Below are 24,507 nucleotides of genomic sequence, written 5' to 3' on the forward strand. Positions count from 1 at the left end.
GCACCGCCGCCATGCCCGAATACGCCCGGTATGAGGGTATGGCGGCGGCACTGCCTCCGGGTCTCTCGCCCGCGCCTGCCACCTGACGGACTTGCAGGACACGACCTAAGATCAGGCGAATGGCCGCGACTCCGGAAGGCAAGCTGCGCGCCCTGCACCAGGCCCTGGCCGCGCGTCCCGACGAGCCGGTGCTGTTCGCCGACCTGATCCGCGAGGTCTGGGGCGACCAGCCGCCCGCGAGCCCGCTGCCCGCGTTGCGCAGCCTGGTGAAGCGGCTGCGCCGGGCCGTTCCCGACGAGATCGTCACCGACGCCTCCGGCTACCGGCTGCGGACCCGCACGCCCGGCCCGTGCCAGCTGCCCGCCGACCTGCCGGACTTCGTCGGCCGCGAGCGGGAGCTGGCGAGCCTCGAGCACCGGAGCCGGGTCGCGATCACCGGCCCGCCCGGCGTCGGCAAGACCGCGCTGGCCGTGCGGCTCGCGCACCGGCTGCGGCCGCAGTACTTCGACGGCCAGCTCTACGTGAACCTGCGGGCGTTCGCCGCGGCGCCCCCGGTCACGGCCCAGCAGGCGCTCGGCGGGTTCCTGCGGGCGCTCGGCGTGCCGCAGGCGGCGATCCCGGCGGACCTGGAGGCGCAGGCCGAGCTCTACCAGCAGAAGCTCGCCGGCAAGGAGGTGCTGGTCGTGCTCGACAACGCCGACGAGGACCTGGTCGAACCGCTGCTGCCGCACGCGCCCGGCTGCCTGGCGATCATCACGAGCCGGCACGACCTGCCCGATCAGCTGCGCCTGGGCGTGCTCGCGGACGAGGCCGCGCACGAGCTGCTGGAAGGCATGCGGGTGCAGGGGTCTGCCGAGGAGCGCGCCGAGCTCGTGCGGTTGTGCGCGCACCTGCCGCTCGCGTTGCGGATCGCCGGGGCGAACGCGGCGCACGGCCACGTCGAGGACTACCTGGAGGAACTGCGCGGCGACCGGCTCGACGGGCTGGAGATCGACGGCGACACGGCCGTGCGGGCCGCGTTCGAGCTGTCCTACCGGACGTTGAGCGTCGAGGCGAGAAGCGTGTTCCGGCGCCTCGGGCTGCAGCCGGGCGCGGACACCGGGCTCGCCGCCACCACCGCGCTCGCGGGCCACGACCCCGCACCGCAGCTCGCCGAGCTCGTGAACGCCGGACTCGTCGACCGCGTGGGCGTTCGCCATCAGCTGCACGACCTCATCCGGCTGTTCGCCGCCGACGCCGCGGACGACGACGATCGGGCGGCGTTGCTGGACATGTACGCGTGGTACCTGAGGACGGCGCACAACGCGGTGCTGAAGATCGTCCCCGAGACGAGCCTCATGACCGAGCCGGACCTGGACGGGCCGAGCCTGCGCTTCGCGGACCGCGACGAGGCGGGCGCGTGGCTGGACGAGGAACACGCCAACCTCGTCGCGGCCGTGGTCGCCGCGCCGTCGCCGTACGCGCAGCAGCTCGCCGACGCCCTGCGGATCTACCTCCACATCGGCCGGTTCGAGTCGGACAAGGCGCTGGTGTTCCAGGCGGGTCTGCGCGCGGCCACGCAGGCGGGGGACACGGCCGGGCAGTCCGCCTCGCTGTTCGGCCTGGGCATGTCCCAGTGGACGCGCGGGGCGTACCGGGACGCGCTGGAGCACTTCGCCGAGGCGCTGGAGCTCGCCCGCACGCCGTTCGCGGTGGCGTCGATCAGGAACTCGGCCGGGCTCGTCCACATGGAGATGGGCGAGATGGCCGAGGCCGAGCGGAGCCTGACGACGGCGCTGGAGATCCGCCGCGAGATCGGCGACGAACGCGGGATCGGCAGCACGCTGATGAACCTCGGCATCACCCACGGCACGCGAGGAGACCTGCGCCGGGCGGCCGAGCACATCCAGGAGTGCAAGGAGATCAGCGAACGGCTGGGGTTGCTCAACCTGCTCGCGCTGTCCCTGGACAACCTCTCGGTCGCCTACTTCGAACTGGGCGAGCTGGACCTCGCGCTGGAGACGAGCCTCCACTCGGTGCGCCTGCACACGAGCCAGGACCAGCAACGCGCCCTCGCCAACGCGCTGGCCACCCTGGTCCGCGTCCACGCCGAACGCGGCGAGACCGAGGCAGGCCTCGCCGTGGCGGACAGGTGTCTCCAGGTCGCGAAGGACGCCGATCACCCCAAGACCCGCATCGACTGCCTGGTCGCGATGGCGGTCCTGGAGCCCGGTGACGCGCGACGGCACGCCCTGGAGGCGGTCGAGCTGGGCCGCAAGATCGGCTACGAACCCGGCGTGATCACCGCGTCGATCCTGCTGGCCGGCGCCACCGCGTCCGTGGAACTGATCGACGAGGTGCTCGGCACCATCCGCGACACCGACAGTCTCATGGACCTCTCCCGCGCGCTGCTCGTGCGCGCCCGGCTCACCGGGTCCGTCCACACGGCACACGAGGCGCTGGCCGCCGCCGAGGAGCGAGGGCAGCGGAAAGTCGCTGCCGACGTGCGGGAGTTGCTGGTAACACTGGGCGCGTGACGTACCTGGGTGAGGGCTGGGACAGCACGGCGGTCCTGGTCGGCGGATGGGTGGAACGGCGGCCACGCCGTCCGGAGATCGGCCCGCAGCTCCTGCGCGAGACCGTCGTCATGCCGTGGCTCGCGCCCCTGCTGCCGTTGCCCGTCCCGGTGCCGGAGGTCGTGTCCGCCGACCCGGTGGTGGTGCGGCACGAACTCGTGCCGGGCGAGGAGATCACCGCGCTCACCGCGACGCAGGGCCGTCAGCTGGGGGAGTTCCTCCGCGCCCTGCACGCGGCTCCGGTCAGCGAGGCGGTCGCGCTCGGCGCCGGCCCGATGCCGTTGCCCGTGGAGCGCTTCCGGGCCGAGGTGCGCGTGCCCGGCGGCGAGGAGCTGCTGGCGCGGCTCGACGGGCTTCCCGCCGACACGCTCGTGCACGGCGACCTCGGCCCCGAACACGTGCTGGGCCGCGACGGCGTGCTGACCGGCGTGATCGACTTCGGCGACCTGCACGTCGGGGACGCGGCGATCGACCTCGCGTGGGCGCTGCACTCGACACCACCGGAGTTCGCCGACGCGCTGGCTCAGGCTTACGGCGTCACGAGCGAACTGCGGGAGCGCGCGTTGGTCTGGCATCAGCTGGGGCCGTGGCACGAAGTCCTCTACGGCAACGACATCGGCGACCCCGAAACCGTGGAAGTTGGTCTGGCTGGAGTACTCGAGCGGTTGAAACGCGGGTAACCGGGAGCAGACAAGCCACTTCCCCCGAGGAGGACGAGATGCCCTGGGTTCGCCGCCACCGCCGCAGCCGCCCGTACAGCTGGTTCGGTTCGACCACGGTCCGCAGCCACTACCGCCGGCCCGCGAACTCGAAGTGGATCCTCCTCGCGGTCGCGATCGCCGTGATCGTGCTGCTCATCGCGTTGTTCTGAGGGTAGTGTCGGGGCCATGGGACAGTTGGGTGAGTTGTTCCCGGGCCCCAAGGTCCGGCGCGAGGCCACGGACGCGGGCACCGGCGAGGACTACGAGGAGACCGGCCCGCTCGACCTCACGGCGGGCGCCGTGACGTTGCGGCCGCGGCCGAAGCCCGCGCCGAAACCGGAGCAGACCGACAGCACCGAGTGATCATCGGTACTACGCTGTGCCGGTGCTCGCCGGCCTGCTGTTCCTCATTCCCGCCACGTTCTTCGTCATCGGGGTGCTGCGCGACCGCCGGAGGCTGAGCAACGCCATCTGGCTCGGCATCTCGATGGTCATGCTCCTGCTGTCGTTCGCCGAGGCGGGACGCGACAACCCGGTGCTGAGCGTGCCGCTGATCCTCGCCTTCATGCTGGCCGTGCTGGGGCTCTTCCTGCTGCCCCTCGCGTTGCTGGCCAACGGCGTGGTGATGCTGCGCCGCGAAGGCCGGTCGCTGGGCAACCTGCTGTCGTTGCTCGCGGGCCTCGCGCTGCTCGGTGAGATGGTCTACTTCGCGTGGGGGATCCTCCAGCCCAACGACTGGATCCGCGGCTCCGCGATCGGGTTGTTCCTGGTGTCGGCCTACATCGCCTTCCTGTTCGTCAGCCTGCTGCTGTACTCGGTGGTCTACGGCCGCACCGGGCGGCGGCACGGGTTCGACGGCATCGTCGTGCTCGGCGCGGGCCTGATCGGCGACCGCGTGCCGAAGCTGCTCGCGAACCGCCTCGACCGCGCGATCCGCCTGTACCGGCGCGAACGCGAGTCCGGCCGCGAACCCGTGATCGTCGTGAGCGGCGGGCAGGGCGCGGACGAGGAGGTGTCCGAGGCGTTCGCGATGCGGCAGTACCTGCTCGAACGCGACGTGCCCGACGCCGACGTGGTGATGGAGGACCAGGCGACCACGACCGAGGAGAACCTCCGCTACAGCAAGGCGTTGCTCGCCGAGCGGGGTCTCCACGGCCGGGTCGTCGCGGTCACGAACAACTACCACGTGTTCCGCACCGCCGTGCTCTCCCGCAACCAGGGCCTGCGGTTGCAGGTCATCGGCGCGCCCACGGCGTGGTACTTCGTGCCGAGCGCGTTCCTGCGGGAGTTCGTGGCGCTGCTGGTGCGCAACCCCGTCGTGCACGGCCTGGCGTGCGCCGTGCTGATGGCGGGCGGGCTGGCACTGACCCAGATCAACTAGCTACTTCAGGAGTTCCCTCATCTCGGTGATCTCCTGCTGCTGACCGTCGATGACGGCCTGGGCGAGCTTCTTCGCGTTCTCGTCCTTGCCGTCGGTGAGCTCCTTCTTCGCCATCTCGACCGCGCCCTCGTGGTGCTCGATCATCATCTCCAGCCACAGGCGGTCGAACTCGGCCCCGCCGGCCTTCTCCAGCTTGCCCATGTCCTCGTCGCTCATCATCCCGGACATGTCGTGGCCCTGGTGGTCGCTCTTGGGCTCCGCGCCCCACTCCTTCAGCCACTGGTTGAGCTGGGTGATCTCGGGGCCCTGGGCCTTCTCGACCCGCTGGGCGAGGTCGCGGACCTTCGCGTCGCTGCTGCGCGACGGCACGAGCTTCGCCATGTCCAGCGCCTGCTCGTGGTGCGGGACCATCTGCTGCGCGAACGTGACGTCCGCGTCGTTGTTCGTCTTCGGGGCAGCGTTGTTCGCGGGACCACCGCAGGCAGCTAGCACGAGCATGCCGACGACAGCCCCGATGAGGGACTTCTTCACGGGGTTCTTCTTCTCTCTGCGTTTGTGGACAGTGCTGAGTGGACTGAGGCGAACTCAGTTCCGCAGCACGCAGAGAGTCGTGAGGAGCTGTCTTCCGCCCGGCGGCGGACGTTGCGGGGTGCTCAGCGGCGCCTCGGTGCGGGGCGCGGCGAGCCGGGGGAGTGCCGTCCTGACCAGGAACCAGCCCAGCAGCACGACCGCGGCCGCGACCAGGACCGCGAGGCACAGGTGCAACAGGTCGTGCTCGTGGGGCTGTTCGGGTTCCTGCTGGTGGGAGACCGTGTGGTCGGCGTGCGGACTTTCCGCCGCCGCGACGTGGTGCATACCGACGACGGCGAGGACGAGCGCGCCGAGCAACACCCACTGGGTGAGCCGGTGCGTCGTCATGTGGCACACCCTACGGGGGTATGCCTTGATACGGATACCCCCTAGGGGTATGGTTCGGATCGACCTGAAGGAAGAGGAGGCCCGACATGGACCACGCAGCCCACGCTCCCACCAGTCTCACCAGGCAGGCGGTCTCCGCGACGCTGCACTGCCTCACCGGCTGTGCGATCGGCGAGGTGCTCGGCATGGTCATCGGCACGGCGCTGGGCTGGGGCAACCTCGCCACGATCGTGCTGGCCGTGGTGCTCGCGTTCCTCTTCGGCTACTCGCTGACCATCCGCCCGGTGCTGCGGTCCGGCCTCGCGTTCAAGGCGGCGCTCGGGGTGGCGCTCGCCGCGGACACCGTGTCGATCGCGGTCATGGAGATCGTCGACAACGGCGTGATGCTGCTGGTGCCCGGGGCGATGGACGCGGGCCTCGGCAACTGGGTGTTCTGGGCGGCGCTGGTGTTCTCGCTGGCTGTGGCGTTCGTCGTGACGGTGCCGGTGAACCGGTGGATGATCGCGCGCGGCAAGGGCCACGCGGTCGTTCACCAGCACCACCACTAGACGGGTCAGGCGCGGCTGAAGGTCATCACCCAGTTCTCGGCCCAGGTCGCGCCCTCGTCGTAGGAGAACTGCTGGCGCCACGTCGGCGTGGCGCCGGTCGTCCAGTCGAACCGGACCTTCACCTCGTGCCCGCCGACGACGTCGTCGCCGAAGAAGACGCCGTGCCCGTCGGTGAACCGGCCTTCGAGCGGCGGGTCGAGGTGGCCGGGCGCGCGGGTGGAGGCCCACCAGATGCGCCACACGTCGGCGGCCGGGTCGTACTGGCGCAGGGTCATGCCCTCCCAGCCGGGGGCGGTGAGGGTGTCGATGATGCCGCCGCCGCCCAGCAACGGCCTGGCCTCGCACTCCGCCTCGAACTCGACCCACTCCGTGCCGCGCCCCGGGATGTCGTCGATCTTGCGGTTGGCCACGTGCCACCGGCCGTGGAAGAAGTCGAAGTCGCTTGCGCTCATGGGGCCGACGCTAGGGGCCATCACTGACAATGAGTGTCAGTGATGGCGAATTTCGCAGGTAGGAGCCCCCGGTACCGGTTGCGGACCGGATAAACGTCCCATAACGGGTCAACGTTGTCGTGTGATCAACTGTTGACCTAAAGGTCTGGACCATTTTACCGTTCCGGGCAGTGGCCGCCGCCCTAGCCAGGAGGTCCTTCCCTTGCGACTGCTCGCCAGAGTGGTCCCGGTGCTAGCCCTGCTAGCCGGGACCGTGATAGCCGTGACCAACGCTCCGACCGCAGCCGCGGCCCATGAGGACTGCCGGCCGGACGGGCTCTACAAGACCGCCGGTGTCGACGTGCCGTACTGCACGGCCTACGACACCGCCGGACGCGAGAAGATGGGGGACAAGTCCAGACGCGTCATCGGGTACTTCACCAGCTGGCGGACCGGCAAGAACGGTCAGCCCGGGTACCTCGCCAAGGACATCCCCTGGAACAAGGTCACGCACCTGAACTACGCGTTCGCGCACATCGACGCCCAGAACAAGATCTCCGTGGGCGCCAACGACGCGAACAACCCGTCCATCGGCATGGAGTGGCCCGGCGTGGCCGGCTCCGAGATGGACCCGTCGCTGCCCTACAAGGGGCACTTCAACCAGCTCACGAAGTTCAAGAAGACGAACCCGAACGTCAAGACGCTGATCTCGGTCGGCGGCTGGGCGGAGACCGGCGGCTTCTTCAACGCCGACGGCACGCGCAACGCGTCGGGCGGGTTCTACAAGCTCGGCCAGAACCAGGCCGCGATCGACACGTTCGCCGACTCCGTCGTCACGTTCCTGCGCACCTACGGCTTCAACGGCGCTGACATCGACTACGAGTACGCGACGTCGAACAACCACGCCGGCAACCCGGACGACTTCTGGATCTCCAACGCCAACCGCGGCACGCTGTGGGCCGGCTACGAGAAGATCATGAAGACGCTGCGCGAGAAGCTCGACCGCGCCGGTGCCGCCGACGGCAAGCACTACCTGCTGACCGCCGCCGTGCCCGCCTCGGGCTGGCTGCTGCGCGGCCAGGAGGCCTACCAGGTCACCCGGTACCTCGACTACCTCAACGTCATGAGCTACGACCTGCACGGGTCGTGGAACCAGTTCGTGGGCCCGAACGCCGCGCTCTACGACGACGGCAAGGACGCGGAGCTCGCGGCCGGTGGCGTCTACGGCGCAGGGCAGTACGAGGGCATGGGGTACCTGAACACCGACTGGGCGTACCACTACTTCCGCGGCGCGATGCAGGCCGGGCGCATCAACATCGGCGTGCCGTTCTACTCGCGCGGCTGGCAGGGCGTCACCGGTGGCACGAACGGGTTGTGGGGCAAGGCCCCGCTGCCGAACCAGTCGCAGTGCCCGCCCGGCACCGGGTCGTCGGTCGGCTCGACCACCCCGTGCGGCAACGGCGCGGTCGGCATCGACAACGTCTGGCACGACGTCACGGCCGGTAGCGCCGAGGTGCCGTCCGGCGCGAACCCGTTGTGGCACACCAAGAACCTGGAAGCCAAGATCACGCCGTCGTACCTCGGCCAGTACGGCCTCGACCCGGTCAACGACCCGACCGACCGGCTCACCGGCACGTACACGCCGTACTACGACTCGACGCTGAAGTCGCCGTGGCTGTGGAACAACGACAAGAAGGTGTTCCTCTCCACCGAGACCGAGCAGTCGATCGCGGAGAAGGCCAAGTACGTCAAGGACAAGGGCCTCGGCGGCATCATGATCTGGGAGCTCGCCGGCGACTACAAGTTCGACAACGCCAAGAACGAGTGGTTCATGGGCGACACGCTGCTGTCGACCATCAACACCGGTCTGAACGGCGCCGCGCCCTACGGCAACCTGAAGGCGTCGACGCAGCAGACCCAGGTCCTGGCCGTCGACGTCGACGTGTACGGCTTCGCGCTGGGCGACAACAACTACCCGATCACGCCGAAGATCAAGTTCACGAACCGGTCGACCGTCACCATCCCCGGTGGCACGAAGATCGCGTTCGACTACGGCACCAGCGCACCCGGCAGCATGGCCGACCAGTCCGGCTTCGGGCTCCGCATCGTCTCCAAGGGACACAGCGGGCCGAACGTCGGCGGGTTGAAGGGCGACTTCCAGAAGGCGGAGCTCACGCTGCCGTCGTGGCAGTCGCTCGCACCGGGCGCGTCGATCGAGGTGACCGTCAGCTACCAGCTGCCGATCGCCTCGCCGTCGAACTTCGTCTTCACCTTCGGCGGTCAGTCGTACGCGATCAGCGCCGACTTCCCGCGCATCGGTGGCGGCACGACGCCGACCTCGACCACCACCACGACTCCGACGTCCACCACGACCACGACCACGACGACCACCACCACGACCACCACTACGACGACGACCACGCCTCAGACGTGCTCGCTGCCGGCGTGGGATCGCGGCAAGGTCTACGTGGGCGGCAACGAGGTGTCGCACAAGGGCCGCAAGTGGCGGGCCCAGTGGTGGACGACGGGCGAGGAGCCCGGCACCACCGGCGAGTGGGGCGTCTGGCGTGACCAGGGTGCCTGCTAGTTCGTAGCTCTTGTCAGGCGCGGGCCTTAGGCTGTCGATCGTGACCGCCCCAGACCCGCGCCTGCAGGAACTCCTCCTGCTCCGCAAGGTCCGCGACCGGATCGACCGCGAGTACCGCCAGCCGCTGGACGTGGCGGCGCTCGCTCGCGGCGTGCACCTGTCGGCGGGTCACCTCTCGCGCGCCTTCCGGGCGGCGTTCGGCGAGTCGCCGTACAGCTACCTGATGACCCGCCGGATCGAACGGGCCATGACGTTGCTGCGTCGCGGCGACATGTCGGTCACCGACGTCTGCTTCGAGGTCGGCTGCACCTCGCTCGGCACGTTCAGCACCCGCTTCTCCGAACTGGTCGGCATGTCGCCGAGCCAGTACCGCAAGACCGCGGCCGAGGACGGTCAGGGCATCCCGAACTGCCTGGCCAAGGCCGTGATGAGGCCGATCAGGAATCGAGAAGCGGCGACCGGTCCGTCCGATTAGGTTGGCCGCATGTCAGTCATCATCGCCGCGGCCTTCCTCCCCGCAGACGACCCCGAGAAGTCACTGGGCTTCTTCCGCGACGCGCTCGGCTTCGAGGTCCGCCAGGACGTCGGCCAGGGCACCATGCGCTGGATCACCGTGGGGCCGCCCGACCAGCCGGAGACCGGCATCGTGCTGCACCCGCCCGCCGCCGACCCCGGCGTGAGCGACGAGGAACGCCGCACGATCGCCGTCCTGATGGCCAAGGGCGTCTACACGGCGTTGTCGCTCGCGTCGAAGGACCTGCAGGGCACGTTCGACAAGGCGCGCACGTGGGTCGAGCAGACCGGGTTCGGCGAGGTCCTGCAGGAGCCGGAGGACCAGCCGTGGGGTGTGCGCGACTGCTCGTTCCGCGACCCGGCGGGCAACCTGGTGCGCATCAACCAGCTCTGACGGCGGTGGTCCGGGGCTGGTGCGGCCTCGGACCACCGTTCGTCACCGCGCCCGCGTCCCCTTGAGCTTCACGAGGTCGGACTCGTAGAGGTTCTCCTCGACCTTCAGCGTGCCCGGGACCCCGCCGTCGGGCCTGCTCATGTACGACTGGGTCGCGGAAGGCCGTCCCACCAGCGAGAACCGCAGCTGGCCGGTCAGTCCGGAGGTGTTGAGCGCGCTGGTGTCGTGGAACGCGCGGAGCACGCCGTCGCGGGTCAGGTCCCGCTTCTCGCAGGCCTTCTCCAGCACCGCCACGTACGCCATCGCGACCGTGAAGCCGTGCACCGTGTTCAGCGACCCCGGCTCGCCCGGCCACCGGGCCTGGTAGCTGTCGCGCAGCTGCCGCACGCCCTCGGCGTCGGCGCTCCACGGCGCGACCGGCGAGGTGAGCAGCACCTGCTTGGCGAACACGGGCGCGACCGGTGACTGCATCATCGCCGGGTCGTAGCTGACCGCGCTCGACAGGATCGGCACGGTCCAGCCCAGCTGCGCGGCGATGCCGACGGCGGCCGCGGTCTGCGGCGGGGTCAGGCTCAGCACGAGCACCTTCGCGCCCGCGGCCTTCAGCGCGGTCATCTGCTCGGTCAGGTTCGCCGTCGCCTCGGTGACGGCCTGCTCGGACACCTTCATCTGCCAGTTCTCACCGACGAACCGGGTGCCTTCGAGCGCGTTGTCGCCGAAGCTGCCGCGCAGGTGCAGGTGGCCGATCGTGTCGCCGGTGTTGAGCGCGCCCTGGCGTTTGTAGAAGTCGAGGCCGTTGATGACGTCCAGGTCGTAGGTGGTGCCGACGATCATCATGTGCGGGTTGCCGAGCAGCGACGCGGCCCACGAGCTCGGCACGGTGAGGGCGCGGGTCTGCACGAGGTCCGGTTCGATGGCGGCCGTCATCGGCTGGCCCGTCACATCCATGAATCCGAGCACCTGCGGTTCCAGCTCGAAATAGGCGTCCAGTGCTTTCTGGACGTCGTAGGCGTGGTCCTTCTGCTTCAGTTCGATGCGCCGCCCGCACACGCCGCCGCGTTTGTTGACCTGGTCCAGATAGAGTTCATAACCGCGAATTCTGAGAACCGAGGTTCCTTTGAAGGGACCGGTCATGTCGGTGAGCACACCGAGCGAGATCGATTCAGTGGACACGCCCGGACCAGTGCGAACGGCCCCGGTCTCCGGGGTGGGGGAGCCGCAGGCCGTGACCGCGCCGAGCGCCAGGACGGCGGACAAGAATAGATGGCGAATAGACATTCCAGGCCCTGTCGCAGATGAATTCGGTCGGCGGTGACGCGCAGTATTGAACAGCGAGTCAGGGTTCGTCCAATTTTGTGGTCCGGAACACGCCCGGCTCGCAAATAGCTTCGATTACCGATGGAATGCGGGTGCCGGGTACCTTGATCCGGTGCAGGAAGAACCCGTGTGGGACGAATGGCGCAGGCCCAGTCCGACGCTCCGGCAACGGCAGCGCGACATCGGCATCGCCGTCATCGTCCTGTTGTGCGCCATCGAGGTCACCGTGCTGGTCAACAGCATGGGCGCGTTCGTGTTCCGCGACCCGCCGAGCCTGCTCGTGCAGCTCGCCTGGGTGATCGCCCTGTCCGTGCCGCTCGTCGTGCGCCGCCGCTACCCGATCTCGGTGTTGCTCGTGGTGTCCGCGCTCTTCATCGCCGCGCAGATCAACCGCACCGGCGACAACCTGGTGCCGTCCGCGATCCTCTTCCTCGCGATCTTCACCGTCGGCGCGTGGAGCCAGGACCGCCTGCGGGCGCGGTGGTCCCGCATCGGCGTGATCGTCGCGATGTTCCTGTGGCTCGGCTTCAGCCTCGTCCGCGCGCTCCTCGGCCCCAAGGGCGAGTTCGAGGACGCCGCCGGGCCGATCGACCCGGTGCTCGCCTCCGTCGTCTACGGGCTCGAGTTCAACATCTTCTTCTTCCTGTTCGCCTACGTGGTGGGCGAGATGGCGTGGTCCGGCGCCCGCCGCCGAGCCCAGCTGGAGTTCCAGGCGGAGGAGCTGCGCCGCTCGCAGGAGCAGAACACCCGTGGCGCCATCGCCGCCGAACGCATGCGCATCGCCCGCGACCTGCACGACGTCGTCGCCCACCACGTCTCCGTGATGGGCATCCAGGCCGGCGCCGCCCGCCGCGTCCTCGACTCCGACCCGGCGATGGCCCGCGACGCCCTGCAGACCGTCGAACAGACGGCCCGCACCGCCATCAGCGAACTGCGCGGCCTGCTGGGGGTGCTGCGCGCCGACGCCGAGCCCGACCTCAAAGCCGCCCCCGGGCTTGACGACCTGCCCGAACTCTTCGACAGCGCCCGCGCCACAGGCCTTGAGGTCGGGTTCGGCGTGTACGGCGACACGCGCGAGGTGCCGTCCGGCGTCGCGTTGTCCGCGTATCGCGTCGTGCAGGAAGCACTCACGAACGTGGTGAAGCACGCCGACGCACACCACGTCGACGTGCGGATGCGGTTCCTGGAAAGCGCGCTGGAGCTGGAGATCACCGATGACGGCCGTGGCCGTGCCACGTCCACCAGCCCCGGTTTCGGGCTAGTCGGTATGCGCGAACGTCTAGCCGTGCACGGCGGTTCGCTGGAAGCAGGCCCACGGCGTGAAGCGGGCTATCTGGTCCGTGCGTCACTGCCGACCGCGTTGGAGGAGAAGGCGTGAGCCTGCGAGTAGTGCTGGCCGACGACCAGGACCTGGTCCGCGCCGGCTTCCGCGTCATCCTCGGCACCGAACCGGGCATCGAGGTCGTCGGCGAGGCGGGCGACGGCGCCCAGGCCGTGGACCTGGTGGCGTCGTTGCGCCCCGACGTGGTGCTGATGGACGTCCAGATGCCCCGCATGGACGGCCTCGAAGCCACCCGCCAGATCCTCTCCGCGGGCCACGGCACGCGCGTAGTCATCCTGACCACGTTCGACCGCGAGGACTACCTCTTCGAGGCCCTGCAGGCGGGCGCGAGCGGCTTCCTGCTCAAGAACGCCTCCCCGGAAGACCTCGTGGAGTCCGTCCGCGTCGTAGCGCGCGGCGACGCGTTGCTCTCGCCCGAGGTCACCCGCCGTGTGATCGCCCGCTTCAGCACGGCGGCACGCGAACGCACGCGCCCACCGGAGCTGACCGACCGTGAGTTCGAGGTGCTGGTGGAGCTCGCCAAGGGCGCGTCGAACGCGGAGATCGCGGCTTCGCTGTTCCTGGGCGAGACGACGGTGAAGACGCACGTGTCACGGGTGCTGACGAAGCTCAACCTGCGCGACCGCACGCACGCCGTGGTGTTCGCCTACGAGAGAGGGATCGTCACGCCCGGCGGCTAGCTTCGGTGCGGTGATCAATCATCGTGTCGCCGTCACCGCGCTGGCGCCGGCGATCTGGGGGATGACCTTCTTCGTCACGACCGAGTCCCTCCCGCCCGACCGCCCGCTGCTGGCGTCGCTGCTCAGGGCGTTGCCGGCGGGCCTGATCCTGCTCGCGCTCACCCGGCGGCTCCCGCACGGCGAGTGGTGGTGGCGCTCGCCGTGCTGGGCGCCCTGAACTTCGCGGCGTTCACCCCGCTGCTCTACGTGGCCGCCTACCGCCTGCCTGGAGGTGTCGCCGCGACGGTCCTGGCGATCCAGCCGTTGTTCGTGGCGCTCCTGGCGACCCGCGTGCTCGGGCAGCGCCTGTCGCTGAAGATCGTCGCCGCGGCCGTTGCCGGGCTCGCGGGTGTGAGCCTCCTGGTGTTGCGGGCCGACGCGGAGCTGGACGCACTCGGCGTCGTGGCGGCACTCGGCGGCGCGGCCGTGACCGCTGCGGCGATCGTGCTGAACAAACGCTGGGTCGCGCCGTCCGCCCTCGCGACCACGGCCTGGCAACTCGTGGCGGGCGGACTCCTGTTGGTGCCGGTGACCTTCGCGTTCGAAGACCTGCCGGCGTTCAGCACTCGGAACGTCGCCGGCTACGCGTTCCTCGCGATCTTCGGGGGAGCGGTCGCGTACGTCGTCTGGATCCGCGGCATCACGTTGCTGACCGCGACACAGGTGACGTTCTTGGGGCTGCTCACGCCCGTGGTCGCCGCAGCGGTCGGTTGGGCGGCCCTCGGTCAGAAGCTCACCATCGTCCAGCTGGTCGGCGCCGCCGTCGTGCTCGCCGCGATGGTCGTCGCGCAGACGCGTACGCAATCTGACGTACGCGAAATCAGAACGTGAGCGGATGATGCACGCCCTCGCGGTGACGAGAGTAAGACGCGACACCACGAGAGAAGGAGAGTGCATCGCGATGGCTACCACCACCCGCAAGCTCAGCGGCCGCGCCCGCAAGGCCGTGCTGCTCGTGCACGTCCTGTCGGCGGCGGCGTGGCTCGGCATCGACCTCGCGCTGGACATCCTGGTCGTGGTCGCACTGTCCACAACGGACACCGGCACCGCGGGCATCGCCATCCAGGCGGTCGACCTGTTCGCGATCTGGCCGATGTTCGGCGCCAGCGTCGTCTGCATGCTCTCCGGCGTGGTCCTGGGAGTGGGCAGCAAGTACGGCCTGGTCAGGTACTGGTGGGTCGCCATCAAGCTCGTGCTGAACGTGGGCATGTCGCTGCTGATCGCGTTCGCGCTCCGCCCCGGTGTGGCCGAGGCGGCCCGCATCGGCGAACGCATGCTCGCGGGCGACCCGGCCGCGGTGATCCCGACCGGCATCCTGCATCCGGTGGTCGTCGCGCCGACGCTGCTGCTCTTCGCCTACTTCCTGTCGGTCTTCAAGCCGTGGGGCCGCGTCCGCAAGTCAGCGGAACCAGTCCAGCGCCAGCGCCGCGACCTCGTCGGGGCTGTCTAGCTGCAGGAAGTGCCCGCCCGCCACGATCTCGACCCGCGAACCGGGCGCGAGAGCCGTGGCGGCGCCGGCGTAGTTGTCCGGCGTGATGCACCCGTCGTCCGCGCCGGCCAGCACCAGCAGCGGCACCTCGGCCGGCTGCTCCGTCACCGCGCCGAGCTCGGCCAACGCCGGATCGTGCAACGACCGGTCGAAGTTCGCCCGGTAGAGCTTCAAGGAGTTGGCCCGCACCGCCGGATCCGCGTACAGCTCGCGCACGTGCGACGGCACCTCGAGCCCAGGCGACCACGTCCGCCACAGGTACTCGATCAACGCGTCGTTCAGCAACGCCTCGCCCACCCCGGGCACCTGGAACAGGAACAGGTAGAAGAACCGTTGCTGCTGGGCGGGTTCGTCGAAGATCCGCCGCAACGCCGCGGGCGGCGGCACCGACATCGTCACCACCCGCCGCACCAACTCGGGCCGCAGCGCCGCGAGCCGTCCGGCCACCCCGGCCCCGATGTCGTGCCCGATCACGTCGACAGGCCCACCCAGCGCCTCGTTGAGTGCGGCGGCATCTGCGGCCAGCGTGAGCCCGTCCGCGAACGGCAGCAGGTCGACGGTCGACGGGTGGTGCCCGCGCAGGAACGGCGCCACCACCTTCCGGCCGGCGGCGACCAACCGTTCCGCGAGGGGACCGAACGACGCCGGATGGTCCGGAAACCCGTGCCAGCACACGACAACGGGCCCGTCCCCGGCCACCAGCGCCGGCACGTCGATCCGCGCCGTGGAAATGACCACCTCGGAGAACATCAGAAGTCCACCCTCATCACGAACCGCCGCTTGGTCGGATGCGTGACCTGCACGAACCCGGCCTCCTCGAACACCTGCCGCGCCCCCACGTGCAGCTCGCCCCACGTGACGGTCTTCCCGGGATCAGCCATCATCGGATAGGCCTCGACGGCCCGAGCCCCGCGCGACCGCGCGTGCTCCACCGTTGCCGCGGCCAACTCGTAGGTGAGCCCCTGCCGCCGAAACCCCTTGCGCACCACGAAACAAGTCACCGCCCACACGTCAGGGTCGTCCTTGTCCTCAGTCCGGCCCTTCCACGGAATCGGCATGTCGAGCAACTTCGCGTACCCACACCGGGGCTCGACGGCGACCCAGCCGGCGGGCTCACCGTCCACATAGGCCACCAGCCCGCTGCCCAGCGCAGCCTGCGAACACTGCGCCTCGTACCGCTCGTCCAGCGTGGAGTCCCGCCAGATCCACCCCTTGACCTTGTACCGCTGGCACCGGCACTTCCGCGGCTCGGACCCGTCGAAGACCGCCTCGACGTCCTCCCAGGGCACTTCCTCCGACGGCAGGATCCGAATCACAGGCCCTCCCCGAACAACGGCAGGAACTCCTCCACGTTCAAGAACGTCGTGCTGCCCGTCACCAGCCCGTCCCGGACGTCGAGGAACACCAACCCGAACGGCCGTTCCATCCCGGGCCGCATCTGCCAGAACGCGGGCGACCCGTTGGCCCGCACCGGCACCAGCCAGGCACCGGCACAGGAAGCCCCGGGGTCCCTCAACGCGACGGAGATCGGCTCACGCCCGCGCAACCACCAGCTGAACGGCGGCATCGACATGGTCGCGTCCTCGTGCAACAACGACACCAACGTCTCCACGTCGTGCCGCTCAAAAGCCTCGCAGTACCGGCTCAGCAACGACTTCTGCGCCGGATCGACGGGATCGAACGCGTCGCCCACGTCCACCACCCGCAACGTGGCCCGGGCCCGCTGCAACGCGCTGTTGGCCGAAGCCACCGAGATCTCCAGCAACGAGGCCACCTCGGCGGCCTGCCAGGCCAGCACGTCCCGCAGGATCAACACCACCCGCTGCCGGGCGGGCAGGTGCTGCAACGCCGCCACGAACGCCAGCCGCACGGTCTCCCGCCGGATGGCCAGGTCCTCCGGCAGCACCAACGCGTCCGGCACGGGCTGCACGAACACGCTCTCCAGCAGCGGCGCCCCGATCTCCCCACCGGACGGTCCCAAGTCGACCGCCAGGGCCCGACGCTGCGCACTGCGTTGCATGTCGATGCAGATGTTCGTGGCAATCCGGTAGAGCCAGGTCCGCAACGACGCGCGCGCGGAGTCGTAACTGTCGTACGCCTTCCACGCGCGCACGAGCGTCTCCTGCACGGCGTCCTCGGCCTCGGAACCGGAGCCGAGCACGCGGTAGCAGTAGCCGGTCAGCTCGACCCGGAACGGCTCCAGCGTCTCGATCACGAGCCCGACCCTACGCGGATCCGCCGGACGGGGCGTCGTTCTGGCGCGAACGCTCCTGGCAGCCGGTGTGTCGCGTCATCAGGAGGACGTGGTGAGCCGGCGTGCCAGCGCGGTGAAGTCCTCCAGCGCTCGCCGGCTCTTCAGCAACGTCTCGCGGATCTCGTCGGAGTGAGACTTCCGCTCGCCGGGTTCGAGGCCGAACCACAGTCGCCGGACAGCGCTGTCGGTGTCGCTGACGGCCTCCGCGCTCGCGATCAGCTGGTCCGGCCCGGTGAGGCGGATCAACAGGACCATCTTCTTGAGGTCGTTGCGGGCGCTCCAGTACCGCTGCTCCGCCTCGGCGATCATCGCGGCCGTGGCCGGCACCGGAGGTTTGTCCTCGCGGATGGTCCTGAGCAGCCATTTGATCTCTTCACGGGACGCGATCGCCGCTTCCACCAACTCGGCGCAGCGCAGTGCCCGGTCCTCCCGCAGCCGGGTTCGCGCCGCCACCTTGGCCTTCACCGGCTCCAGGAGCACTCCGAGCGACACTCCCGCGAGCGCGACCAGTCCAGCGACAAGTGGTGTGAGCACAAACGAACAGTTTCGAGAAGGCGGGTTCGCAACGCTAGCGCCTTCACGGCAGGCTCCGGCGGCTGTCCGGGTGGTTTCTCGTCGCCCAACCAGGCGCTGGGTTGGTTGCCCATTGACAGACCTTGATCGGCCTCGACAGGCTGCACCTCCCTGTGATCGGAAGGTGGCGCTTGTCGTGAAACTCCGTTTCGTCTTACCGGTGCTCTCCCTGCTCCTCGGTGTCGTGGCCGCCCCGGCCGCGGCGCAGGCCGACCCCTCGGCGGCCGACGCCTGCTACACCTGGGGGCGAACGCTCTCGCAAGGCGCGTCGGGCGAGGACGTCCGGCAGTTGCAGATCCGCGTGGCCGGCTACCCCGGTTACGGTGCCGTGCTCGCCATCGACGGGCAGTTCGGGGCGGGGACGAAGGCTGCGGTCACGCGGTTCCAGCAGGCGTACGGGCTCGGTGCCGACGGCATCGCCGGGTCCGCCACGTTCTCGAAGCTGTACGCGTTGCAGGACAACGACTGCACGCCGGTCAACTTCTCCTACGACGAGCTGAACAACTGCAACTCCGACTGGTCGGGCGGCAACGTCTCGGCCGCCACGGCGCGGGCCAACGCCCTGGTGTCCATGTGGAAGCTGCAGGCGATGCGGCACGCCATGGGGGACAGGCCGATCGACGTCAACGGCGGCTTCCGCAGCGTCTCGTGCAACAACGCCGTCGGCGGCGCGGCCGGTAGCCGTCACCTCTACGGCGACGCGGTGGACCTGGGTGCCGGGCCGCAGGGCTTCTGCGCGTTGGCCAAGCAGGCGCGCAACCACGGCTTCAACGAGATCCTCGGGCCGGGGTACACGGGGCACAACGACCACGTGCACGTCGCGCACAAGTCGTCGCGCTTCTGGTCGGCGCCGAGCTGCGGCGTGTCCTGAGCCTGGTGCGGGGCCGTGGTGATCGCGGCCCCGCTGTCAGGTTGGTGCCATGACGACGCTGATGCTGGTGCCGGCGGTGGTCCGAGTGCAGGGTCGACAGCTCGTGGACCGGCTCGGTGTCGAGTTCTTCGACCCGACCGGTCACGTGTGCTCCACCTCGACGCCGCTGCGGGACTGGCTCGTCGCGCGACTGGATCGCGACCGACCAGGGCATTGCCGACTTCGTCCATGCAGCCCCCGCAGGCGCTGGGCCTTTCGGCGGCAGTGGAGCGCGCCTACCTGGACCTCGTAGAGGCGGGGGAGTGGACTCCGGCGCCCCGGCCGCACGACTGCGGGTCGGCGACGACGAGCTGACGGCCGCGCTCACCGAACTGGCCGCGATCGGCCTCGTGGAGCAGCACCCGGACACCGTCATCCCCGCACCGCCCAGGCTCGCGATGGAGACCCTCGCCGACCGCCACACCCGCGAAGCCGCCCTGGCCAGGGAGAGCGCGGACCTGCTGTCCCAGCTCTGGTCCCGGGGGCGTGGCGGGCCGCACCGACTTCGAGCTCCTGCCGTCCCCCGAGGCGGGCAGGGCCGTCCTCGACAGCATCCAGACCGACGCCCGCGACCAGGTCAGGGTGTTCCCGCACGTCCCGATGAACCTGGGCGCCCAGACGAGGTTCCAGCTGGGGGTGCAGGCCTCGCGGCAGGGCTGGCTCTGACGCCGTGCGATCCAGGCCGACCGGACGACTCGTGTAACGCGGACGCCTCGTCGACCGACCTTCGAAGCGACGCTCATCTACTAAGGGGTCTAGTAGCTGGCGTCTCGCTCTGAGTGATCGGGTACCGAGAGGTGGAGTGCATGACGGCGTCGGTGGCCAGGCCCCTTCCGCTGTGGAGACGTGGTTTCAGGTCGTTGCTGTCCCTTGTGGTCGGTGCGGGTGTGGCGGTGCCGCTGATGGTGGCGTCGGGTCCGGTCGCGCAGGCCGCGCCGTGCGACACGCCGGTGCTGAACAAGGTGTTGTGCGAGAACACGAAACCCGGCACGCCGGACTGGCAGGTGTCCTCTCGCGACGATGCGATCCTGGGCTTCACGACGGACATCAGCGTCACGCCGGGCGGCCGGGTCGACTTCAAGATGCTGACGACCGCGTCGTCGTACACGATCGACATCTACCGGTTGGGCTGGTACGGCGGCATCGGCGCCCGGCACGTGGGCCAGACCAGCCGGAACACCCCGCAGAACCAGCCGCCGTGCCTCCGGGACGGGCCCACGGCGTTGATCGACTGCGGCAACTGGGCGGTGTCGCTGAGCTGGACCGTGCCGTCGGACGCGGTGTCGGGCATCTACTACGCGCGCACCAAGCGCACTGACACGGGCGCCGAGAACGAGATCGTGTTCGTGGTGCGGGACGACTCCTCACACGCGAAGATCATGTTGCAGACGTCGGACGCGACGTGGGTGGCGTACAACCGCTACGGCGGCAACAGTCTCTACTTCGGGGACGGGCCCGGACAGGGCGGCAGCTCCTACAAGGTGAGCTACAACAGGCCGTACACCGGTGGTGACGGCGACGAGAACTTCATCTTCAACGCCGAGTACCCGATGCTGAGGTTCCTGGAAGCCAACGGCTACGACCTCACGTACACGACCGAGGCCGACACGGCCCGGCGCGGTGAGCTCATCAAGAACCACCGGGTGTTCATGCCGGTCGGGCATCCCGAGTACTGGTCGAACGAGCAGCGCGCGAACGTCGAGTCCGCCCGCGACGCCGGGGTGCACCTGGCGTTCCTGACGGGCAACGAGATCTTCTGGAAGCACCGCTGGGAGAAGAGCATCGACTCCGGCCAGACAGACTGGCGCACCATCGCGGCCTTCAAGGAGACCAAGGGCACGCAGGACGACGGCCTGAACGACTGGACCGGCACGTGGCGCGACCCGCGGTACAGCCCGCCGCAGGACGGTGGCCGTCCGGAGAACGCGTTGCTGGGCAACCTCTTCACCGTCAACGGCCGCCGCGACGACGCGATGCAGGTGCCCGCCGCGTACGGGAAGATGCGGCTCTGGCGGAACACGGACCTGCAGAACATGGCCGCCGGCAGCACCTACACGTTCCAGCCCGGCACGCTCGGCTACGAGTGGAACACCGTGGAGGACAACGGGTTCCAGCCGCCGGGCGTCGCCCAGCTGTCGCGCACGACGGTCGACCTGCAGGGCTACTTCGTGCTCAAGAACCACGGCGACGAGTACGGGTCCGAGGTCAAGACGCACGCGGTGACCTACTACCGGCATCCCAGCGGGTCGCTGGTGTTCGGGGCGGGCACGGTGCAGTGGGCGTGGGGCGTCGACGACGACCACGCGTTCCGCACCAACACGCCCACGTCCGACGTGCGGATGAAGCAGGCGACCATCAACTTCCTGGCGGACATGGGAGTCTTCCCGAACTCGTTGCAGCAGGGCCTGGTCGCGTCGACGACGAGCTCGGACTCCGCACCGCCGGGCGTGACGATCAGCTCGGTGCCGCAGCAGTCGACGGTCGGACAGCCCTACACGTTCGGCGGCACTGTGATCGACGCCGTCGGGCAGGTCGCGGGGGTGGAGGTGTCGACGGACGGCGGCACCCGCTGGCACTCGGCGAACTGGCTCGCGGGCCAGACCACCTGGAACTACACGTACACACCGGCGCAGTCGGGCACCGCGCAGCTGCGGGTGCGCGCGGTCGACGACTCGGCGAACCTCTCGCAACCGGTGTCGGCGACTCCGGGCGTGGGCACGCGGACGTGTCCTTGCGGGGTGTTCGCGGGTAGTGACCTGCCGAAGGTGGAGAGCGCGAACGACAGTTCGGCGCTGGAGCTCGGCATGAAGTACCGCAGCACGAGCGCGGGGTACGTGCGGGGCGTCCGGTTCTACAAGGGGGCGGGCAACACCGGGACGCACACCGGGTCGCTGTGGTCTGCGGACGGGCAGCTGATGGCGAGCGGCACGTTCGTCAACGAGACCGCGTCGGGCTGGCAGACCCTGCTGTTCCCGTCGCCGGTCGCGGTCGCCGCAGACACGACGTACGTGGTCTCCTACTACGCGCCCGCCGGACGGTTCGCGTACGACAGCGAGTACTTCTTCCGCAAGGACAAGCACCTCGAACCGTTGACCGGGCTGGAGAACGGCGGGGTGTTCCGGTTCGGTCCCGGCTTCCCGCAGCAGACGTTCGGCTACACCAACTACTGGGTCGACGTGGTGTGGGCGCCGGATCCCGGCCCGGACACGCGGGCGCCGGTCCTGACGTCGAACTCGCCCGCCACCAACGCGGGATCGGTCGCCCTGGCCACGACGGTGTCCGGCACGTTCGACGAGAACGTCACGCTGACCGGCGCCCAGTTCACCGTCACCGGCCCGAACGGCGCGGTTCCCGGCGCCGTCGCGTTGTCGCAGGACACCCGCACGGTGACGTTCACGCCGTCCGCGCCGCTGACCGCCGCCACGGCCTACACGGCGTCGCTGAAGGCCGCAGACGCGTCGGCGAACATGTCGGCGGTCTCGACGTGGACGTTCACGACGGGGTCGCCGCGCCCGGCCGCGTGCCCGTGCACGATCTGGGACGACTTCGCGGCGCCGGCCTCGGCCGACTCCGGTGACACCAACCAGGTCGAGGTCGGCACGAAGGTCAGGTTCGACGGCAAGGGCGAGGTGCTCGGCGTCCGGTTCTACAAGGGCACGGGCAACACCGGCACCCACACCGGATCGTTGTGGACCTCGACCGGGCTGCTGCTGGCGACCGGCACGTTCGCCAACGAGACGACGTCGGGCTGGCAGCGGTTGATGTTCAGCAACCCCGTCGCGGTGCAGGCGAACACGACGTACGTGGTGTCGTACACGGCGCCGAACGGCCGTTACTCGGTCACGTCCGGGTACTTCAACGGGCAGGGCGCGGACTACAAGTCGTTGCACGCCTTGCCGAACGGGACGGACGGCGGCAACGGCGTCTACAAGTACGGCACCGGCTTCCCGAACAACTCCTACAACGCCACGAACTACCGGGTCGACGTCATCTACCGCAACGGCCTCAACGGCGACACGACCCCGCCGTCGCTCAACGCGCGCACACCGGCCGTGGACGCCACGAACGTCTCGTTGACTGCGCCGCTCACCGCGACGTTCAGCGAGGCGGTCGACCCGGCGTCGGCGCAGATCTGGCTGAAGGACCCCGGCGGCACGAAGCTGAGCGGCTCGGTGTCGTTGTCGGGTGACCAGAGGACGGTCACGTGGACGCCGAGCGGAAAGCTGGTGCCGGGCACGAGGTACGAGGCGCACCTGGGCATCGCGGACGCGAACGGCGTGCCGATGCCGGACGCGGCGGTGTGGTCGTTCACCACGAGCACCACGGCCGTCTGCCCGTGCTCGTTGTTCAGCCCCGCCACCGAACCGACGGTGACCTCGTCCGACGACACCGGGGCGTACGAGCTCGGCGTGCGGTTCACGCCCGCTCAGTCCGGTCAGATCACGGGCGTGAAGTTCTACAAGGGCACGGGCAACACCGGCACGCACACCGGCAGCCTCTGGAACGCGACCGGTTCCAGGCTCGCCACCGGCACGTTCGCCAACGAGACGGCGTCCGGCTGGCAGACCCTGACGTTCGCCCAGCCGGTGATCGTCAGCGCCGGCCAGACCTACACGGCCTCGTACACGACGACCGCGGGCAGGTACGCGGTCGACGGCGGCTACTTCGCCCGCACGGCGGTGGACTCCGGTCCGTTGCAGGCGCCGCAGGAGACGAACGGCGTGTTCGCGGTCGGCAGCGGGTTCCCGACGATGACGTACGGCTCCGGCAACTACTGGGTCGACGTGGTCTACCAGCCCAACGCGGACAACCAGGCCCCAGTGGTCCAGGGGCGCACGCCGCTCGACGGCGCCACCGAGGTCAATGCGGAGGGCGCGGTCACCGTGTCGTTCGACGAACCCGTCGAGCTCGGCGGCGCGCAGTTCTCGCTCACCGACCCCGGTGGCGCGAAGCTCGCCGGCACGCTGGCGCTCTCGGGTGACCAGCGCACGGTGACGTGGACGCCGTCGGCACGGCTGGCCGCGAGCACGAAGTACACGGCGAGCATCAGGATCGCCGACGCGTACGGGAACCTGATGCCGCAGGCGAGCACCTGGTCGTTCACGACCGCGACCACGCAGACCTGCCCGTGCTCGTTGTTCAGCGGCGCGACCCTGCCGACGGTGGCGGCGTCCGACGACACCGGGGCGTACGAGCTGGGCGTCCGGTTCTCGTCCTCAGTGGACGGACGGGTCACCGGGGTGAGGTTCTACAAGGGCGCGGGCAACACCGGCACCCACACCGGGTCGCTCTGGTCCGCCGACGGTCAGCGCCTGGCCACCGGAACCTTCGCCGGCGAGACGGAGACGGGCTGGCAGACGCTGACGTTCGACAGTTCGGTGACGATCACGGCGGGCACCACCTACGTCGCCTCGTACACGACGACGACCGGCCGGTACGCGCTCGACTCCGGCTACTTCTCGGCGTCGGCCGTCACGAGCGGGCCGTTGACCGCGGGCAACGCGAACGGCGTGTTCCAGGCGGGCAGCGGGTTCCCCGCCACGACGTACAACGGTGGCAACTACTGGGTGGACGTGCTGTTCACCGAGTAGGTCAGAACGGCAGCAGGAACGGGCACAGGGCGAAGGCGCCGACCGTCAGGAGCGTGGTGCCGACGACCATCGGCAACGCCATGGCGACGGCGCCCGCCACCCACGTGCGGGCGCTGGAACCCGGTGCCCCGCCCAGGTTGCGCAGGCGCAGCTCGACGCAGTCGCGGGCCATCGCCAGCGCGGCCGGGGGAGTGCCGCCGGAGGTCATGGTGATCAGTGCCGCGGGGACGGCGTGGGGGGGGTGCGGCCGGGGCCCCCCCCCCGGGGCGGCGGGGTACACCATC

25 protein-coding genes and 1 pseudogene are annotated in these 24,507 nt (G+C 69.6%); 16 read left to right on the forward strand and 10 right to left on the reverse strand.

Translation table 11 applies throughout. The annotated features are described in order from the left end of the window. Nucleotides 1–119 precede the first annotated feature (119 nt). From ACFWNN_RS37935 to ACFWNN_RS37955, 5 genes are read left to right on the forward strand one after another with little or no spacing between them, the layout of a single operon-like run. Complete coding sequence (locus ACFWNN_RS37935) at nucleotides 120–2,516, forward strand: tetratricopeptide repeat protein (protein ID WP_382444790.1); 2,397 nt, start codon at nucleotides 120–122, stop codon at nucleotides 2,514–2,516. Then, nucleotides 2,513–3,235 (forward strand): phosphotransferase, encoded by a 723-nt coding sequence (locus ACFWNN_RS37940; RefSeq protein ID WP_382444791.1) that lies wholly within the window; start codon nucleotides 2,513–2,515, stop codon nucleotides 3,233–3,235. Before ACFWNN_RS37935 ends, ACFWNN_RS37940 begins: the two co-directional genes overlap by 4 nt. Before the next feature lie 38 nt (nucleotides 3,236–3,273). After that, nucleotides 3,274–3,426, forward strand: a complete 153-nt coding sequence (locus ACFWNN_RS37945; protein ID WP_382444792.1) for a hypothetical protein — start codon at nucleotides 3,274–3,276, stop codon at nucleotides 3,424–3,426. Nucleotides 3,427–3,442: 16 nt separating this feature from the next. Then, nucleotides 3,443–3,619 (forward strand): hypothetical protein, encoded by a 177-nt coding sequence (locus tag ACFWNN_RS37950; RefSeq protein ID WP_382444793.1) that lies wholly within the window; start codon nucleotides 3,443–3,445, stop codon nucleotides 3,617–3,619. A 22-nt stretch (nucleotides 3,620–3,641) separates the two neighbouring features. Beyond that, nucleotides 3,642–4,637: a YdcF family protein gene (locus tag ACFWNN_RS37955; protein WP_382444794.1), complete on the forward strand. Its 996-nt coding sequence runs from the start codon at nucleotides 3,642–3,644 to the stop codon at nucleotides 4,635–4,637. Here the strand turns inward: ACFWNN_RS37955 and ACFWNN_RS37960 are convergent, their stop codons facing one another. Together ACFWNN_RS37960 and ACFWNN_RS37965 are read right to left on the reverse strand one after the other, a co-directional pair. Then, nucleotides 4,638–5,168 (reverse strand): DUF305 domain-containing protein, encoded by a 531-nt coding sequence (locus tag ACFWNN_RS37960; protein ID WP_382444795.1) that lies wholly within the window; start codon nucleotides 5,166–5,168, stop codon nucleotides 4,638–4,640. A 54-nt stretch (nucleotides 5,169–5,222) separates the two neighbouring features. Then, nucleotides 5,223–5,555 (reverse strand): hypothetical protein, encoded by a 333-nt coding sequence (locus tag ACFWNN_RS37965; RefSeq protein WP_382444796.1) that lies wholly within the window; start codon nucleotides 5,553–5,555, stop codon nucleotides 5,223–5,225. Between the two features lie 86 nt (nucleotides 5,556–5,641). Between ACFWNN_RS37965 and ACFWNN_RS37970 the strand changes: the two genes are divergently transcribed. Then, nucleotides 5,642–6,103 carry a DUF4396 domain-containing protein gene (locus ACFWNN_RS37970; RefSeq protein WP_382444797.1) on the forward strand — a complete coding sequence of 154 codons (462 nt, stop codon included), beginning with the start codon at nucleotides 5,642–5,644 and terminating at the stop codon, nucleotides 6,101–6,103. Nucleotides 6,104–6,108: 5 nt separating this feature from the next. Here ACFWNN_RS37970 and ACFWNN_RS37975 read toward each other — a convergent pair whose 3' ends face one another. Beyond that, complete coding sequence (locus ACFWNN_RS37975; protein WP_382444798.1) at nucleotides 6,109–6,555, reverse strand: hypothetical protein; 447 nt, start codon at nucleotides 6,553–6,555, stop codon at nucleotides 6,109–6,111. A 262-nt stretch (nucleotides 6,556–6,817) separates the two neighbouring features. Between ACFWNN_RS37975 and ACFWNN_RS37980 the strand changes: the two genes are divergently transcribed. Genes ACFWNN_RS37980 through ACFWNN_RS37990 form a run of 3 tightly spaced genes read left to right on the forward strand, consistent with a single transcriptional unit; the run spans nucleotide 6,818 to nucleotide 10,028 of the window. Further along, the gene (locus ACFWNN_RS37980) at nucleotides 6,818–9,121 is read left to right on the forward strand and encodes a glycosyl hydrolase family 18 protein (RefSeq protein ID WP_382444799.1); all 2,304 of its coding nucleotides are present in this window, start codon (nucleotides 6,818–6,820) and stop codon (nucleotides 9,119–9,121) included. 37 nt (nucleotides 9,122–9,158) lie between these two features. Next, nucleotides 9,159–9,596 carry a helix-turn-helix transcriptional regulator gene (locus ACFWNN_RS37985; protein ID WP_382444884.1) on the forward strand — a complete coding sequence of 146 codons (438 nt, stop codon included), beginning with the start codon at nucleotides 9,159–9,161 and terminating at the stop codon, nucleotides 9,594–9,596. 9 nt (nucleotides 9,597–9,605) lie between these two features. Beyond that, nucleotides 9,606–10,028, forward strand: a complete 423-nt coding sequence (locus ACFWNN_RS37990; protein ID WP_382444800.1) for a VOC family protein — start codon at nucleotides 9,606–9,608, stop codon at nucleotides 10,026–10,028. Nucleotides 10,029–10,070: 42 nt separating this feature from the next. Here ACFWNN_RS37990 and ACFWNN_RS37995 read toward each other — a convergent pair whose 3' ends face one another. Continuing rightward, complete coding sequence (locus ACFWNN_RS37995) at nucleotides 10,071–11,285, reverse strand: ABC transporter substrate-binding protein (protein ID WP_382444801.1); 1,215 nt, start codon at nucleotides 11,283–11,285, stop codon at nucleotides 10,071–10,073. Nucleotides 11,286–11,457: 172 nt separating this feature from the next. On the opposite strand from ACFWNN_RS37995, the gene ACFWNN_RS38000 reads away from it, so the two are divergent. From ACFWNN_RS38000 to ACFWNN_RS38015, 4 genes and pseudogenes are all read left to right on the forward strand, one after another. After that, complete coding sequence (locus ACFWNN_RS38000; RefSeq protein ID WP_382444802.1) at nucleotides 11,458–12,723, forward strand: sensor histidine kinase; 1,266 nt, start codon at nucleotides 11,458–11,460, stop codon at nucleotides 12,721–12,723. After that, nucleotides 12,720–13,367, forward strand: a complete 648-nt coding sequence (locus ACFWNN_RS38005) for a response regulator (RefSeq protein ID WP_382444803.1) — start codon at nucleotides 12,720–12,722, stop codon at nucleotides 13,365–13,367. The genes ACFWNN_RS38000 and ACFWNN_RS38005 overlap by 4 nt, the downstream gene beginning before the upstream one ends. Nucleotides 13,368–13,377: 10 nt before the next feature. Continuing rightward, nucleotides 13,378–14,237, forward strand: a pseudogene (locus ACFWNN_RS38010) (EamA family transporter). A 70-nt stretch (nucleotides 14,238–14,307) separates the two neighbouring features. Further along, nucleotides 14,308–14,856: a hypothetical protein gene (locus tag ACFWNN_RS38015; protein ID WP_382444804.1), complete on the forward strand. Its 549-nt coding sequence runs from the start codon at nucleotides 14,308–14,310 to the stop codon at nucleotides 14,854–14,856. On the opposite strand, the gene ACFWNN_RS38020 is transcribed toward ACFWNN_RS38015, so the two are convergent. The 4 genes from ACFWNN_RS38020 to ACFWNN_RS38035 form a co-directional block, all read right to left on the reverse strand. After that, a complete protein-coding gene (locus ACFWNN_RS38020) occupies nucleotides 14,806–15,645 on the reverse strand; it encodes an alpha/beta fold hydrolase (RefSeq protein ID WP_382444805.1) in 840 nt (279 codons plus the stop codon). The genes ACFWNN_RS38015 and ACFWNN_RS38020 overlap by 51 nt on opposite strands. Beyond that, the gene (locus ACFWNN_RS38025) at nucleotides 15,645–16,211 is read right to left on the reverse strand and encodes a GNAT family N-acetyltransferase (protein ID WP_382444806.1); all 567 of its coding nucleotides are present in this window, start codon (nucleotides 16,209–16,211) and stop codon (nucleotides 15,645–15,647) included. The genes ACFWNN_RS38020 and ACFWNN_RS38025 overlap by 1 nt, the downstream gene beginning before the upstream one ends. Continuing rightward, complete coding sequence (locus ACFWNN_RS38030; RefSeq protein ID WP_382444807.1) at nucleotides 16,208–17,110, reverse strand: RNA polymerase subunit sigma-70; 903 nt, start codon at nucleotides 17,108–17,110, stop codon at nucleotides 16,208–16,210. Before ACFWNN_RS38030 ends, ACFWNN_RS38025 begins: the two co-directional genes overlap by 4 nt. Before the next feature lie 78 nt (nucleotides 17,111–17,188). Next, complete coding sequence (locus tag ACFWNN_RS38035; protein WP_382444808.1) at nucleotides 17,189–17,683, reverse strand: hypothetical protein; 495 nt, start codon at nucleotides 17,681–17,683, stop codon at nucleotides 17,189–17,191. A gap of 175 nt (nucleotides 17,684–17,858) precedes the next feature. On the opposite strand from ACFWNN_RS38035, the gene ACFWNN_RS38040 reads away from it, so the two are divergent. Beyond that, the gene (locus ACFWNN_RS38040) at nucleotides 17,859–18,593 is read left to right on the forward strand and encodes a D-Ala-D-Ala carboxypeptidase family metallohydrolase (protein ID WP_382444809.1); all 735 of its coding nucleotides are present in this window, start codon (nucleotides 17,859–17,861) and stop codon (nucleotides 18,591–18,593) included. A 275-nt stretch (nucleotides 18,594–18,868) separates the two neighbouring features. Here the strand turns inward: ACFWNN_RS38040 and ACFWNN_RS38045 are convergent, their stop codons facing one another. Then, nucleotides 18,869–18,994 carry a hypothetical protein gene (locus tag ACFWNN_RS38045; RefSeq protein ID WP_382444810.1) on the reverse strand — a complete coding sequence of 42 codons (126 nt, stop codon included), beginning with the start codon at nucleotides 18,992–18,994 and terminating at the stop codon, nucleotides 18,869–18,871. A gap of 124 nt (nucleotides 18,995–19,118) precedes the next feature. Between ACFWNN_RS38045 and ACFWNN_RS38050 the strand changes: the two genes are divergently transcribed. After that, nucleotides 19,119–19,298: a hypothetical protein gene (locus tag ACFWNN_RS38050; RefSeq protein ID WP_382444811.1), complete on the forward strand. Its 180-nt coding sequence runs from the start codon at nucleotides 19,119–19,121 to the stop codon at nucleotides 19,296–19,298. Nucleotides 19,299–19,438: 140 nt separating this feature from the next. Beyond that, entirely contained in the window at nucleotides 19,439–24,223 is a 4,785-nt protein-coding gene (locus ACFWNN_RS38055; RefSeq protein WP_382444812.1) for a DUF4082 domain-containing protein, read from the forward strand. Between the two features lies 1 nt (nucleotide 24,224). On the opposite strand, the gene ACFWNN_RS38060 is transcribed toward ACFWNN_RS38055, so the two are convergent. Then, nucleotides 24,225–24,431: a hypothetical protein gene (locus tag ACFWNN_RS38060; RefSeq protein ID WP_382444813.1), complete on the reverse strand. Its 207-nt coding sequence runs from the start codon at nucleotides 24,429–24,431 to the stop codon at nucleotides 24,225–24,227. Nucleotides 24,432–24,507: the final 76 nt, after the last annotated feature.

The organism is Lentzea sp. NPDC058450, from assembly GCF_042721395.1.
In the GTDB taxonomy this organism is placed as follows: Bacteria; Actinomycetota; Actinomycetes; order Mycobacteriales; family Pseudonocardiaceae; genus Lentzea.

What these genes read in the sequence shown, in the direction of transcription:
- ACFWNN_RS37935 (WP_382444790.1), top strand. Translation starts at nt 120, where the DNA reads ATGGCCGCGACTCCGGAAGGCAAGCTGCGCGCCCTGCACCAGGCCCTG.
- ACFWNN_RS37945 (WP_382444792.1), top strand. Translation starts at nt 3,274, where the DNA reads ATGCCCTGGGTTCGCCGCCACCGCCGCAGCCGCCCGTACAGCTGGTTC.
- ACFWNN_RS37950 (WP_382444793.1), top strand. Translation starts at nt 3,443, where the DNA reads ATGGGACAGTTGGGTGAGTTGTTCCCGGGCCCCAAGGTCCGGCGCGAG.
- ACFWNN_RS37965 (WP_382444796.1), bottom strand. Translation starts at nt 5,555, where the DNA reads ATGACGACGCACCGGCTCACCCAGTGGGTGTTGCTCGGCGCGCTCGTC.
- ACFWNN_RS37970 (WP_382444797.1), top strand. Translation starts at nt 5,642, where the DNA reads ATGGACCACGCAGCCCACGCTCCCACCAGTCTCACCAGGCAGGCGGTC.
- ACFWNN_RS37975 (WP_382444798.1), bottom strand. Translation starts at nt 6,555, where the DNA reads ATGAGCGCAAGCGACTTCGACTTCTTCCACGGCCGGTGGCACGTGGCC.
- ACFWNN_RS37990 (WP_382444800.1), top strand. Translation starts at nt 9,606, where the DNA reads ATGTCAGTCATCATCGCCGCGGCCTTCCTCCCCGCAGACGACCCCGAG.
- ACFWNN_RS38015 (WP_382444804.1), top strand. Translation starts at nt 14,308, where the DNA reads ATGGCTACCACCACCCGCAAGCTCAGCGGCCGCGCCCGCAAGGCCGTG.
- ACFWNN_RS38020 (WP_382444805.1), bottom strand. Translation starts at nt 15,645, where the DNA reads ATGTTCTCCGAGGTGGTCATTTCCACGGCGCGGATCGACGTGCCGGCG.
- ACFWNN_RS38055 (WP_382444812.1), top strand. Translation starts at nt 19,439, where the DNA reads ATGACGGCGTCGGTGGCCAGGCCCCTTCCGCTGTGGAGACGTGGTTTC.
- ACFWNN_RS38060 (WP_382444813.1), bottom strand. Translation starts at nt 24,431, where the DNA reads ATGACCTCCGGCGGCACTCCCCCGGCCGCGCTGGCGATGGCCCGCGAC.